This is a genomic window from Kitasatospora sp. NPDC001683 (genome assembly GCF_053596495.1).
Genome location: NZ_JBSFGK010000051.1, coordinates 1 through 12,528, shown reverse-complemented (window position 1 = coordinate 12,528; position 12,528 = coordinate 1). Strand labels below are relative to the sequence as shown.

At 66.3% G+C, this 12,528-nt stretch carries 11 protein-coding genes and 3 pseudogenes; 7 read left to right on the top strand and 7 right to left on the bottom strand.

Going from position 1 to position 12,528, the window contains the following annotated elements:
• Positions 1-380: 380 nt before the first annotated feature.
• Both ACWCYO_RS25255 and ACWCYO_RS25250 read right to left on the bottom strand, forming a co-directional pair.
• Positions 381-1,586, bottom strand: a complete 1,206-nt coding sequence (locus ACWCYO_RS25255; protein WP_449785507.1) for a site-specific integrase — start codon at positions 1,584-1,586, stop codon at positions 381-383.
• Entirely contained in the window at positions 1,475-1,720 is a 246-nt protein-coding gene (locus ACWCYO_RS25250; RefSeq protein WP_449785509.1) for a hypothetical protein, read from the bottom strand. Before ACWCYO_RS25250 ends, ACWCYO_RS25255 begins: the two co-directional genes overlap by 112 nt.
• Here ACWCYO_RS25250 and ACWCYO_RS25245 point away from each other — a divergent pair.
• Positions 1,668-2,538 (top strand): annotated as a pseudogene (locus ACWCYO_RS25245) (DUF3631 domain-containing protein); the annotation flags it as partial. The gene ACWCYO_RS25250 and the pseudogene ACWCYO_RS25245 sit on opposite strands and share 53 nt — an antisense overlap.
• A 260-nt stretch (positions 2,539-2,798) precedes the next feature.
• Positions 2,799-3,296, top strand: a complete 498-nt coding sequence (locus ACWCYO_RS25240; protein ID WP_449785476.1) for a hypothetical protein — start codon at positions 2,799-2,801, stop codon at positions 3,294-3,296.
• Between the two features lie 337 nt (positions 3,297-3,633).
• Here ACWCYO_RS25240 and ACWCYO_RS25235 read toward each other — a convergent pair whose 3' ends face one another.
• The 5 genes and pseudogenes from ACWCYO_RS25235 to ACWCYO_RS25215 form a co-directional block, all read right to left on the bottom strand.
• The gene (locus tag ACWCYO_RS25235) at positions 3,634-4,467 is read right to left on the bottom strand and encodes a hypothetical protein (RefSeq protein WP_449785475.1); all 834 of its coding nucleotides are present in this window, start codon (positions 4,465-4,467) and stop codon (positions 3,634-3,636) included.
• A complete protein-coding gene (locus tag ACWCYO_RS25230; protein ID WP_449785474.1) occupies positions 4,451-5,347 on the bottom strand; it encodes an aldo/keto reductase in 897 nt (298 codons plus the stop codon). The genes ACWCYO_RS25235 and ACWCYO_RS25230 overlap by 17 nt, the downstream gene beginning before the upstream one ends.
• A pseudogene (locus ACWCYO_RS25225) lies at positions 5,344-6,531 on the bottom strand (cupin domain-containing protein). Before ACWCYO_RS25225 ends, ACWCYO_RS25230 begins: the two are co-directional and overlap by 4 nt.
• Positions 6,532-6,544: 13 nt before the next feature.
• The gene (locus ACWCYO_RS25220) at positions 6,545-6,685 is read right to left on the bottom strand and encodes a hypothetical protein (protein ID WP_387618427.1); all 141 of its coding nucleotides are present in this window, start codon (positions 6,683-6,685) and stop codon (positions 6,545-6,547) included.
• Between the two features lie 98 nt (positions 6,686-6,783).
• Positions 6,784-7,359 carry an ATP-binding protein gene (locus ACWCYO_RS25215; RefSeq protein ID WP_449785473.1) on the bottom strand — a complete coding sequence of 192 codons (576 nt, stop codon included), beginning with the start codon at positions 7,357-7,359 and terminating at the stop codon, positions 6,784-6,786.
• A 203-nt stretch (positions 7,360-7,562) separates the two neighbouring features.
• Between ACWCYO_RS25215 and ACWCYO_RS25210 the strand changes: the two are divergent.
• From ACWCYO_RS25210 to ACWCYO_RS25190, 5 genes and pseudogenes are all read left to right on the top strand, one after another.
• Positions 7,563-7,745: pseudogene (locus ACWCYO_RS25210) on the top strand (helix-turn-helix transcriptional regulator); the annotation flags it as partial.
• Positions 7,746-7,989: 244 nt separating this feature from the next.
• Positions 7,990-8,877: an XRE family transcriptional regulator gene (locus ACWCYO_RS25205; protein WP_449785472.1), complete on the top strand. Its 888-nt coding sequence runs from the start codon at positions 7,990-7,992 to the stop codon at positions 8,875-8,877.
• Positions 8,874-9,692, top strand: a complete 819-nt coding sequence (locus ACWCYO_RS25200) for a class I SAM-dependent methyltransferase (protein WP_449785471.1) — start codon at positions 8,874-8,876, stop codon at positions 9,690-9,692. The genes ACWCYO_RS25205 and ACWCYO_RS25200 overlap by 4 nt, the downstream gene beginning before the upstream one ends.
• Positions 9,693-9,960: 268 nt before the next feature.
• Complete coding sequence (locus ACWCYO_RS25195) at positions 9,961-11,361, top strand: AAA family ATPase (protein ID WP_449785470.1); 1,401 nt, start codon at positions 9,961-9,963, stop codon at positions 11,359-11,361.
• A complete protein-coding gene (locus ACWCYO_RS25190; RefSeq protein ID WP_449785469.1) occupies positions 11,358-11,987 on the top strand; it encodes a DUF4276 family protein in 630 nt (209 codons plus the stop codon). The genes ACWCYO_RS25195 and ACWCYO_RS25190 overlap by 4 nt, the downstream gene beginning before the upstream one ends.
• Positions 11,988-12,528 lie beyond the last annotated feature (541 nt).

The following is a 12,528-nucleotide window of genomic DNA, read 5'->3' as shown; positions in this document are numbered from 1 at the left end:
GGCATGAACCAAATCGTTGACCGTGGGGACGAACCAATATCGGTTGCCTTGCCCTTGCGTGCGCCTCCCACGTGCATTGCTCGAATTCGTGGCCTTGCAGTGGCCTGGCTGCATGGTGTTATGTGGGCGCAAGGGCAGATGCGTAGGCGGATAGGGCCGGTCGGCGAGCCTCTTTGGGCTTGCGGGAGGCGACTGAAGCGCATTCTGTAGCTACAGAAACAGCCATTTAGCTGGGGATTTGCGAGATGTCTCTGGCGAGTTCGACAATCTTGGCGGGTCCGCAGGACTTGCCTGCAGACCCGCCAACGGGAGAAGCCACCCGTGCGCCTAGACAACGAAGCGAGTGGCCATCCCGGTCCACAGCCTTCAAGACAAGGGACCTAGACCAGTATGAAAGACCGGTTCCGCCGAATCCAGACGGCGGCGTTCTCCCGAGACGGACGAGTGATCGAGTTGACGGCGTTGGTGGTGGGGGCATCCCTCATTTGGTCCGGTCGCGCTACCGTGACCGAGGCCAGCATGTTCATCTCGCCGTTCGTCATCCACGGCCGCCTGGAGTCCGGTGCCCAGCGCTGGACGCTGCCGAAGCGGCAGTGATGACCACTGCCTCGACTGCCTGTGCCACAGGCGTGCCAGAACAGCCGGTATCTGGCGGCCAGTTGCGGCCGCCAGCGGTGTGGCAGCTGGGGAACTGACAAGATAGGCGCGCCGCAGGTCACGCTGGGAGTCGAACGACTGTCCTTGTAAAGCGGGGGTCGTCGGTTCGAACCCGACAGGGGGCTCTCGTTTCCACCTCGGATGAGCTGCAGGTTTGGCCTTTTGGGGGCTTCATCGCCGGCCTCGGACTTCTCGTCCGAGGCCGTTTGCGTGAGCGATGCGTGAGCGGATGACCCGGTGGGCTGGGGGTTTGCCGTGGACTGGACAGCCTTGCGCGGCCTGTTGGCCCGGGGGACGAGCTGCGCTGCGGCTTCGGCGATCGCCCGGTCGACCTGGGGGAGCAGGGTCGTGTAGGTGTCCGAGGTGATGCCGATCGAGGAGTGGCCGAGCATCTCCTTGATCGAGTGCAGGTCCGCGCCCGCCGCGTGAGCGAGGCTCGCCGCGCCGTGCCGGAGGTCGTGCAGCCGGATCGGCGGCAGGCCGGCCCCCTCGGCCAGCTCGCGGAACCGGTCGGTCACGGCGGTCGGGTGCAGCCACTCGCCGTTCTCCTTGGTGAAGACCCGGCCGGTCTCGACCCAGGCGTCGCACCACTGCTCGCGATCGGCCCGCTGCCGCTCGCGGTGCGCCGCCAGGACGGCCACCGTCTCGGAGTCGAGGGCGATCGTGCGGGCGCCCGCGTCGGTCTTGGGATCGTCCTCGTAGACCGCCCAGCCGTCCACGACGAGTTGCTTGGCCACCGTGAGGAGCCCGGCCTTCAGGTTGGTGTCGGCCCACCGCTGGCCGCACGCCTCGCCACGCCGGAGCCCCCGGAAGGTGATCAGGTGGAACAGCGCGTAGAGGCGGTCGCCGGCGGCTTGGTCGAGGAAGGCGCCGGTCGCTCCGGCGTCCAGACCATCACCGAGGACGGCCGCTCGCCGGTGAGTTCCCACTGCTCGATCCGCTCCTCGGTCCACACGAGGGGCTTGGGGCGCTTCGCGGACTCCAGCTCGACGTGGGAGGCCGGGTTGAAGGTGATCACGGTCAACGCCACCCCGGCCGCCATCTTCCGGTCGATCACCGACAAGCCGCCGACCCTGTTGGTGGACGAGGCGGACACCCTGTTCGGCAGCATCAAGGCCGCGGAGAAGAACGAGGACCTGCGCGGCCTGCTCAACGCCGGTCACCAGCGCAACCGGCCCACCTTGCGAGTGTCCGGGCCCGACCACAAGCCGATGAAGTTCCCCACCTTCGCCATGGCGGCCCTGGCCGGTATCGGCGACCTCCCGGACACGATCATGGACCGCTCGGTGGACATCCGCATGCGCCGCCGAGCGCGAGCAGGTCGCCGCGTTCCGTTCCAAGCGGGACACCCCGGCCCTGCACCGCACCCGCAACAGCCTCCGGCCCTGGCTGGCGCCCCTGACCGACACAGCGGCCGACATGGAGCCGCCGATGCCGGTCGAGGACCGCGCAGCCGACACCTGGGAGCCCCTGGTGTCGGTCGCCGACCTCGCCGGTGGCGACTGGCCCGCCCGCGCCCGAGCGGCCTGCCGCGCCATGACCGCGCACGAGTCCGGCCAGGACGAGGACGGCGGCCTGAAGACCAGGATCCTGGCCGACATCAGGCGCGTCTTCACCGCAGGCGGCAACCCGGACGCCCTGTCCACCGAGCACCTCCTGACCGCCCTCAACGCCGACAGCGAGGCACCCTGGGTCGAGCACGGCATCAACGGCCTGACCGCGCGCGGCCTGCAGCTCCTGCTCAAGGACTACGGCATCGGCTCGGCGAACATCCGCTTCGACCGCGACACCCAGCGCAAGGGCTTCACCCGCAACAGCTTCGTCGACCCCTGGAGCCGCTACTGCCCGGAGCCCGTCGAGCAACCCGCTACCGGCACCTGACCCACCACCACCCGTACCACCCGTCCCCGCCCAGCTCAGGGCGGGGACGGGTCGCTTCCCCGCAACGAGTCCTACCGTCCCTGGATCACCACCCGTACCGCTCTGACCAGGCGCGCAACGCGTGGGACGGTTGCAACGCCGGTGAAGCTGCTCGAAAGAGCGGCCGTGACTGCACCTCTCGACCTGGCACTCGGGGCGATCGATCGTTGCTGGATACTCGAGCAGCCAGCAGGATGAGGACGCCGAAAGAGAGCCGTTACGTGGTGGTCGGAGATGACCTCGAACGATGCTTCGGTCCGGCCCGCAGCTTCTCGGGCGTGGAAGCGTGGGCGGCCATTGAAGCGGTGGCCGGAGAACTGCCATCCGAGTACAAGCAGTTCGTGGCCGCGTACGGTCCAGGCGTGATCGGGGACTTCCTGACCGTGCTGCATCCGCAAGCGCCCGAGTACACGATGCTCGATCTGATGAACGCGATGGGGCCCCTGTACCAGGCCTTGGTGCCAGACAGGATCCCGTACGACCTCTACCCCCGTGAGCGTGGGATGGTCATGTGGGCCAACACGGTAGAGGGCGACGCGTGCTTTCTGATTCCCCGCACGGACGGCTCCTGGGGGATCGGCGTCTGGTTCAGGCAGTGGGCTTCTTGGGAGGAGTACGACCAGGCTGTCCCCAGCTGGCTCGTCAGACAGGTGGACGGTCATCTGAGGATTCCTGGGCTGCCGCTTGCTGAGCACGGCGGTTTCGTTCAAGAAGCCTGAGAACAGCGCTCTGCAGCAAAGGCGATCCCAGAGGAGTGCCGCCCTCCCCGATACTCGCATGGTCAGTTGAACTGCCTGTCCACGGCAGGCACGTCCTTGCCAGCGTTGGCTCGGGGCAGGTCAGTGGCGGGTTGCGACGGGCGACCGGAATGAGGATCGCAGGCGGAGCAAGTTGTGGGATAAGCACGGCTTACCCCGAGCCCCGGCCAGCCGGAGCAAGTTGTGGGGTAAGGAGTCCTTACCCCGGCCCGCGCCCCTTGGGGAGGAGCACGTCGGCGCGTTGGATATCCCAAGGGCTACCCAACGCGCCGCCCTGGACTAGGGGGTCGAGGGCCGGTCATCTGGTGATCGCGGAGAGCCGCCGTCGCAGGGACTCCTCAAGGTCGAGGTTGTCGCCTCGTGTGGTGGTCTGTAGCAGTTCAGTGATGACGACCAGTTCGGCGAACTGCCCGGCTGGCGTGTCGAGGATATGGGCGAGTCGGTGACGGACCTGCGTGGCGGTGTCCGGCACGAGGAGGCTGTACGAGTACAACAGCGCCGCGTCGTACCCGGCAGGCGCGACGCCCCAGCCTTCCCAGTCGAGCACCGTGAGGGCCGGACTTGTGAGGTTGGCCCAGTGCAGGTCACCGTGGGCGGTCGTCCAGGCCAGCACCCTGGTGTCGATTGGGAAGCCCAGATACTGGGGCATGGCGCGATCCAGGTATTCCTGCCGGACCGCCACCCGGTCGCTGGGGACGGTGGCAATAGCTTCGAGGGCGGTGCTGAGCCCGTCCCACCAGGCGTCGTCCAGATCAGGCGGTTCCCGGAGGATCGGCTCGTGGGTAGTGATGGTGGAGGCGGTGATCTTGTCGTACAGCTCCGCCAAGTACCCGTGCTCGCCCTCGGTCCAGGTACGCCGCTCTCGCAGGCGCGGCCGGGGTACCGCAGGCGGCATGAGCCGTTCTGCCTCCTGCGGCCCCTCCCAGAGCTTTCCGCCGGCCTTGTCAGCCGGGGCGGACACCAGACGGAGCCAGCCCTCGCCGGACGCCGTGGCAACCGGGCGGCTGAGGGTACGACCGCGCCAGCCCCACGCTTCGTGGGAGCCGATCGGCGTCGCGTCGAGCGCCGCTGCTGCTGTGGCGTGCATCCCGCGCATCCGCTTGGCGGTGTCCGGCTCAGGTTCCGAGTACATCAACGACCCTTCTGAGTACGTCCGGAGACAACGGCAGTTGGCCGACGGCTTCGGCGGCCCCCATCCAGTGTTCCGGGTTTCCCGTCGACAGGAGCACGCGCTTCACCCCCGGGGCTGAGGCAACAACGGTGAGGGCGGCCTCCGCAGGCGTGCTATCGGGGCTGATCAACTCGGCCAGCTCGCGGGTCACGATGTCGGGGATCTCGCCGCCGTGGAGCGGCGCGGAGGCGAAGACTTCCAGACCTGCGTCCAGGGCATCGGCCAACGGGCCTTGCCCGTCGAGGGCCTGAGCGACGGGCGCGAGATGAACGAGGGAGACCGGGAGTTGGATGGCCCGTAGGTGGTGGTTCAGGCCGCCGGCCTTGGTCGCGAGTTCGAGCAGGGTGGGTACGTCGAAGACTCCGCTGCTGAAGCCACACCAGGTCGCGACCCCGTAGGCGCCGATCGTGTGTTGGCTGCACGCCTCCTCCAGGGCGAGGAAGGCGGCGTACAGCCGGTCGGTGATCTCGCCTTCATGGCAGCCGTGTTCGGGGTTGTGCAGGAACACCAGGTCGGGGACTCGGCCGAGCATGCGTTTGCTGCGGGCGACCTGCCAGGCGATGTAGTCGGGCGCGAGGCAGTGCCCGTGCTCGGCATCCTCGGTGGACAGCGCGCCCGCACGCACGCCGAGGCGCCTGGCGCTCGGCGGGAGGAAGCCCACCTTCGTGGAGACCCGCATGTCAGGGTAAGCAGCCAGGGCCAGGGCCAGCGATGTCTCCGCCTGGCCGTTCTCGTAGTTGGGTGCGGTGTCCACCCAGTCGGCGCCACGGGAGGCGGCCATCAACGCGGCCTCGGCCACATCGAGACAGCGGTAGGTGCCCAGGCCCAGCCGTGCGGTCATCGCTCGCCCCCGATGGCGGCGACCTGGCCGTCGACCAGCTCCGTCACGACACCAACCGCCTGCGCGAGCGTGATGCCGGCGGCCTGTGCGAGATCGGCCAGTCGGTGACTCTCCCCGTCGGCGAGGAGCGTGAGCATCGGCTGGGCCTTGGCCGCGAACGTCCACTCCTCGCCGCCCGTGGTCAGCCGCACCGTGCCCTCCGGCCCGGCGGTGAGCGCGGGCCGCGTGGTGACGAGACACACCCGCAGGTCCGCGTTCGGCGGAGCCGTCGTGATGTACGGCAGAGACGGGACCAACCTGGCCCGCTCGGTGGCATCGCGAGCGGCGGAGAAGCGAGTGATCAGATCGGCACTCTCCAGTTCGGCCGCGACGAGCTTGCCGATCGTTTCGAGGAAGACGCGCTGCTCCTCGGCAGTTCCGAAGCGCGGAATGTCCGCCCGGATGGCCTCGTGGGCTCGCAGGACCTCCGACAACCAGGTGACCAGGTCAGCGCCTGTCGTGCTCTGCAGCCCGCACGTGACGTGCAGCGAGCGCTGGCCCTCGGAAGCGGCGACGGCGTGCCACCAGCCCCGGGGCAGGTAGAGCATGTCACCAGCGTTGAGCACCAGGTCGGCAATGGGTTCGTCCGGCGGCGGCTCGGGCATCTCGACGTCGCGGTGCAAGGGGACTGTGCGAGTCGGTCCGTAGATGCGCCAGCGCTTCGCGCCGTCGAGCTGGACGACCACCACGTCGTGGTCATCCCAGTGGACGCCGAAGCCCTCAGTGCTGGTCCACGAGGCGTACAGGTTGACCTGCACTCCTGTTCGCAGCCACCGCTCCAGTTAGGACGCCAGAGCTCCGATGCCGGGATGGAGCTCGTCTACGGCGTCCAGGACGAGCGTGGCCCCTTCGGCGAGCCTCTTGTGCAGCTCGGAGGGCTGGAGCTGGTGCCAGACGGTGCTGCGCCGGGTGGTGATCGGCCGGGAGTACGTGTGCGCGGGCACCTGCTCCCCGTTGGCGGCGAGGCGGAGGCGAGGGGCTTCGAACCGGTGGTGGGTCAGGATGGCGTTGAGGTCATCCCAGCTCATCAATCCGGCGATTGACGCGGCTTCACCGCGTGCGACCTTGAAGCTGCGGCCGAGCGTCTGGGCGAGGAAGTCATCCCCGCCCAGACGCTCAACCACCGAGAAGTGCTCGGCGGTCATCGTGATGCAGCCGTCAGTCGTTGGTGTCGGTGCGGCCGGTGGAGCCGCCGTCCGACGGCTGCTCGCCACGCGAGCGGGCCGCGGCGACCTTCGCGCGGGCGACCAGCAGGCCGTCGCCCTCCAACTCGGTGCTGCTCGTCAGGTTCTCGGGCATGAAGTCCTCCTTCGGAATCGCGGGGCAGGCCGACTGCCCAGCCCCGTCGTGGGTGCAGCGATGGGTCCGTTGCCAGGGCAAGCCGCTGGCAAGGAACCTCAGGTGCTTACGCCGCGTGGCTGTTGACCAGCGCGGCCACCCGCATCCCCCAAGCCCGCGTCGGGGCAGGAGGAAGTCTTGTCAGGCACTGGTTGGGACGACGTCCCGTGCCTTCGGGGCCGCGGCCCTCCCAGCGCGGTGAGTCGCTCGTCGCCCGAGACGGCGGCGGTGGTGCCGACCTCGAACCAGATCCGTTTGCCAGCAGGGTCCGGCTCGGCACCCCAGTTCGTTGCGAGCGCTGCCACCAGGAACAGCCCTCGCCCGTCGGTGGCGTCGAGATCGATCCCGCCGGCAGTCGGCAGTTCGTGGCCGACGTCCGTCACCTCGACGCGCAGCCGGTCACCGTCCCAGGACACGCACACGACGCACGGGGCGTCGGTGTGGGACACGGCGTTGGTGATCAGCTCGCTGGACAGCAACTCGACATCGCGGAGCGAGTCCTCCGCGAGCGGCAGGCCCCAACCGCGCACGGCCTGTATCACCCGCTGCCGGGCGTTCGGCACGGCCTCGGCGCTGGGCAGTACGCGAAAGCCGAACGGGGCGGGGGCGATGGCTTGGCGGGTGGCGACGGACATGAGTGCGGACCTTTCACCGGGACGAGGTCGGCAGCGGGCCGATTCGCGCCGGGATTCACCCGGCAGGTATCTACAGAACCGTCTCCAACGCGGGTGAACCAGAGCAGAATTGAGGCGGCAACGCGGCATCCGTGCTGCAAACCCGGGCATGACCTGGCCTGTTACGACTGCAGACGAACTGACGTACCTCTGGAGGACGCGGAGTGGCATCCAGGAGGTCCCGGCTGATCCAGCGCAGGGAGGCGGTCGGCCACACCCAGGAATCCCTGGCTGAAGCCCTCGATGTGGACCGTACGACCGTGGGGCGATGGGAGAGCGGTAGGGGTGCCCCACAGCCCTGGATGCGGCCGAAGCTCGCCCGCGCCCTGGAACTCTCGGTCGACCAGTTGGCCGACTTGCTGGCAGCACCCCTCGCAGCCGCCGAAGCAGTTCCACCGCCCAGCAGCGTCGGCGAGGTCGCGCCTCGTGTGCCTGCCCGGCGCACGGACCGCGACAACGATCTTGTAGTGGCCGTGGCAGCCGACTCGGCAGAGTCCGCGCTCTTCCTCCGCTTCGCGAGCGCGTCCAACGTGGATGACGCGCTGCTCGAGCAGATCGACGCGGACATTGCGAGGCTGGCATGGGGACTACGTGAGCAAGCCTGTATCCGAGCTCTTCCACGACATCGGAGCCCTCCGACGAGGAGTGTTCGACTTACTCCAAGGCCGCCAACACCCTTACCAGACAAGCCATCTCTACCTGCAGGCCGGACGCCTCTGCGGCCTGGCCACGCATGTCGCCCTCGACCTCGGCCAGTACGCAGCTGCGGCTACCCATTCGCGAACGGCCTGGCGCTGTGCGGAGTCGGCCGGCCACAACGGTCTCCGGGCCTGGATCCGATCGGTCCAGTCCCTGATCGCCTACTGGCAGCAGGACCACTGCCAGGCCGCCGAGCTGGCCAGAGCCGGGCTGCCGTACGCGGACAGCGGGACGATCGCAGCTCGTCTGCTCAGCCTCGAAGCGCGGGCCACTGCCGCGCTCGGCGACAGCGCGAGCGCGCTACGAGCTGTGGAAGCGGCTGCGGCGGTGCGGAGCACAGTAGCCGCCGTGGATCTTCCCGGCGTATTCACGTTTCCCGAGGCCAAGCAGTGGACCTACGCCGGCACCGCCCTCCTTGCCCTGGGCAGCCAGCGTCACGTGAACCGCGCTATCGAGGCGTCCTCCAGGGCCATCGCCCTGTACGAGTCCGCACCGCAGCAGGAACAGTCCTCCGGCGACCTGCTGGCCGCCCGCCTCGACCTCGCCAACGCCCACCTTGCCCACGGTGACCTCGACGGAGTGCAGGAGAAGCTCTCGGTGGTGCTGGACGCTGCACCGGACCGGCGAACAGCGAGCATCTCGACCCGCCTTCGGGCGCTGAGCACTCGTCTCGCCGAGCCCGCCTACGCAGGCTCCCCGATCGTCCTGAGTCTCCGTGAGAATGTCAGAGAAGCTTGCTCTCGACCCGCACTCACGAACCCTCCGGAGCTGCCACAGTGACGAGCAACACCGCACAGCAGGACGCAGCAGTCGCCGACAAGTCCATCCTCGCGAACAGCGCCTACGCCGACGGACGCCACCTGGCTGCCCGCCAGTCCATCTACCGGTGGCAGCAGCCGCAGTACGACCTGCCCGGGATCGTCGTCGAGGAGCTGGCCGGCACCCGCGGGACCGTGCTCGACGTCGGCTGCGGCAACGGCAAGTTCGTCAGTCGGCTGCACAAGGATCGCCCCGACCTCCGGGTCGTTGGGATGGATATCTCGGCGGGCATCCTCGCCGATGTCGAGAAGCCAGTCCTGGTGGGCGACGCCCAGGTCCTGCCGTTCGCTGACAACAGCGCCGACGCTCTACTGGCCGTGCACATGCTGTACCACGTGGCAGACATCGAGGCCACGATCAAGGAAATGGCCCGCGTCCTCCGGCCCGGTGGCGTGCTCATCGCCTCGACGAACAGTGACACCGACAAACGCGAACTCGACCAGCTCTGGGCCGGAGCCGCAGGCGACATCCTGGGTATCCCCGAAGGGCCAACGCGGGTCTCCCTCAGCTCACGCTTCTCCCTGGAGAAGGCCCCCAGCTATCTTGGGGCGGCGTTCGGGGATATCCAGATCCGGGAGCTGCCCGGCACCATCGTGGTCACGGACCCCGCCCCGATCGTGGCGCACATGGCCTCGTACGAAGCCTGGGCCGAGCAGTGTGATGTCCCTTTCAGAGAAACGGTCACGCGGGCGAACGACCTCGTGGCTGCCATCATCGCGGATGAAGGATCGTTCGAGATCACATGCCTTGGTGGCATCCTGATCTGCCGGCCATGAAGCTGACCCGCACGTTGCGCAGACTCAGATGGTCGGGCTCTTGCTATGTCTCCTTCTCCTAGGAGTTCAGCCCGTGCCAGGTGCCCAAGATGTCTTGCGCAGGCGCAAAGAGAGCCGTCACTGGTCGGTTGCACGGTACTGTTGCCATCGCAGAGGAATGAAGATCTGACATCGCCTCCCGAGGTGTGCAGGAAACTTCATAAATAGGAAACGTAGGCATAAGTAATCATCGATCGATCGGCGGCTCTCCATGCTAACAAGGCTTGAGGTGGATGGGTTCAAGAATCTCATCGATCTCAAAATTGAGCTCGGCCCCTTCACCTGCATTGCAGGGGAAAACGGTACCGGAAAGTCCAATGTCTTCGATGCGATCCAGTTCCTCAGCTTGCTTGCAGATAAGTCCATGATGGACGCCGCTCAAGAAGTTCGGGGGGTTCGCGGGGAGCGCCTTGGCGATCCGCGAGACCTCTTCTGGAACGGATATGCGCCAGGATCTCACAAGATGAGGTTCGCCGCGGAAATGATTGTTCCGGCCGAGGTGGAAGACGATTTTGGCCGTCAGGCGAAGCCTACCACGACATTTCTCCGATATGAGCTCGAGCTTGGATATCAGCCTCCTCATGGGATCGAGAAAATCGGGCGTCTAACACTTCTCAGTGAGAGTCTGAGGCATATCAAGCAGGGAGATGCGCGTAGCCATATGCGTTTCCCGCACAGTGCCTCAAGATTCCGCAATGAAGTTGTCAGGGGCCGTCGAAGCGGCGCGGCCTATATCTCCACGACTCGAGATCCTAGTGGAGAACCGATCATCAACATTCATCAGGACGGCGGAAGTCGGGGGCAGCCTAAGCCGGCAGCAGCCTCGCGGGCCCCCGCCACCCTGGTTTCGACGGTCACAAGTAGTGACGACCAGACTATCCTTGCAGCTCGGCGAGAAATGCAGTCATGGCGCAGGTTGGCGCTAGAGCCCTCTGCTCTGCGTAGTGCGGATCGGTATGTGGGGTCGCGCTCCATGGGCTCAGACGGACTTCACCTGCCCGCGACTCTCTTCAGGATTGCTCATAAGATTTCACCGAACGATCCCGAGCGCGTTTACGCGCGAACGGCTGGCAGGCTGGCTGATTTGGCAGGCCTGGGAGTCAGCAGCCTGGAGGTCGTCGAAGATGACGTGCGGGAGCTGTTGACCGTGCAGCTCCGTGAAACGAGCGGTCTGGTGCTGCCTGCAAGAAGCCTCTCCGAGGGGACCTTGCGCTTCTTGGCGCTGTGTGTGCTGCTTGAGGACCCCGACGTTCGGGGATTGACCTGCATGGAAGAGCCTGAGAATGGCATCCACCCGGCCAATCTTGAAGTTATGGTGGAGCTGGTCCGAGACCTGGCAGTTGACCCATTTGAGGCCCCTGGGGACGATAATCCATTCCGGCAGGTTCTCATTAATACGCATTCTCCAGGGATTGTTCAACTTGTGAGGTCTGAGGATCTGCTCTTTGCGGATACGTCCGCATTTCTGACCAAGGCGGGAGAAGTGGGCCGCGGGTTGCGGCTGCGTCCTCTTGTGGATACGTGGCGTGCAGAAGGCTCAGGTGGGGAGTATGTCACTAAAGCCGATATTTTGCCATATCTGACAACGCCGCCAGGCGCTCAACTTAAGCTGGACTGGGGCGCCGCATGAGCACTCGAGTGCTTTATCTCTGTGAAGGCAGCAGCGATCACGGGATCTCTCTGCACATCGAGAGAATTGCTGCAGAAGAAGGCGTGGCAACAGTGCTCACGGTGCCGGATTTCAACCTACTTCCAGTAAAGCCGGGGTCGTCTGTTTCGGCGAAGCTGCGCGCTGCGAAGGAGCTCGGTGGAGATTACGACCTCGTAGTGGTGCACCGAGATTCGGACAGAGATGGCCCCGAGGCTCGTAGGCGAGAGATCGAGAACGCGATTGCCGAATCGTGGCCCGAATTGCCGCATATCCCGGCAATCCCTGTCAGAATGCTTGAAGCATGGCTGCTGCTGGACGAGCAGGCCATTCGGCAGGTGGCGCAAAATCCCAAGGGGCGAGTACGGCTGAATCTTCCCAAGCCGGCAAATGTAGAAGCGATCGCTGACCCCAAAGCGAAGCTCAAGGATACCCTGGCGCTTGCCAGCGAGCTTCAGGGCGCGCGCCTCCAGAAGTTTCAGGCGAGGTTTTCTCAAAATCGGGCACGACTTCTTGAGATGCTTGATCCGAACGGGGCTGTGAGTCGGGTCCCTTCATGGGAAACGTTCACCAAGGACTTGCGCGAGGCGTTCAGAGGGCGTGGTTAGTCGAGTAAACGCCAGCAAGAAGGATATTCCCGAGTCGACAGATCAGGTCCCGATCTCTGTCGCAGGACCGGTCACGGCGGGGCTTTAGGGACAATTGGGCAGGCCATGTCCATCGGATGTCATTGGCATGCCACGGTCTCCGCTGGGAGCTAATGGATCCTGCCAGAGAGGCGTCCTCCTAGGGGCGTGCGTGAGCGATGCGTGAGCGGACGGGGTGGCAGAGGCCCGCCCGAGGTGGACTGCGAAAGCCGTTGCGTGGCGCTGACCTGCAGGTTCAGCGCCACGCGGCATTAGGCATCACGTCCCGTCAGGATCCCGGGTTCGTCTTGTAAAGCGGGGGTCGTCGGTTCGAACCCGACAGGGGGCTCGGCGGCGGAGACGCCGGAAGGGCCAGCTCACCGGGGTGATCCGGTGGGGCTGGCCCTTCGTCGTTGGTGGAAAAAGCGGCGGGGCCGGCGCGCCCCGCGCGGCGCCGGGGCCCCCCCGGGTGATAACCCCGGAAGTGGGCGGGGGGCGCGGTCTTGACAGATAGTTATATCAC

What these genes read in the sequence shown, in the direction of transcription:
- ACWCYO_RS25235 (WP_449785475.1), bottom strand. Translation starts at nt 4,467, where the DNA reads ATGTACTCGGAACCTGAGCCGGACACCGCCAAGCGGATGCGCGGGATG.
- ACWCYO_RS25230 (WP_449785474.1), bottom strand. Translation starts at nt 5,347, where the DNA reads ATGACCGCACGGCTGGGCCTGGGCACCTACCGCTGTCTCGATGTGGCC.
- ACWCYO_RS25220 (WP_387618427.1), bottom strand. Translation starts at nt 6,685, where the DNA reads ATGCCCGAGAACCTGACGAGCAGCACCGAGTTGGAGGGCGACGGCCTG.
- ACWCYO_RS25215 (WP_449785473.1), bottom strand. Translation starts at nt 7,359, where the DNA reads ATGTCCGTCGCCACCCGCCAAGCCATCGCCCCCGCCCCGTTCGGCTTT.
- ACWCYO_RS25190 (WP_449785469.1), top strand. Translation starts at nt 11,358, where the DNA reads ATGAGCACTCGAGTGCTTTATCTCTGTGAAGGCAGCAGCGATCACGGG.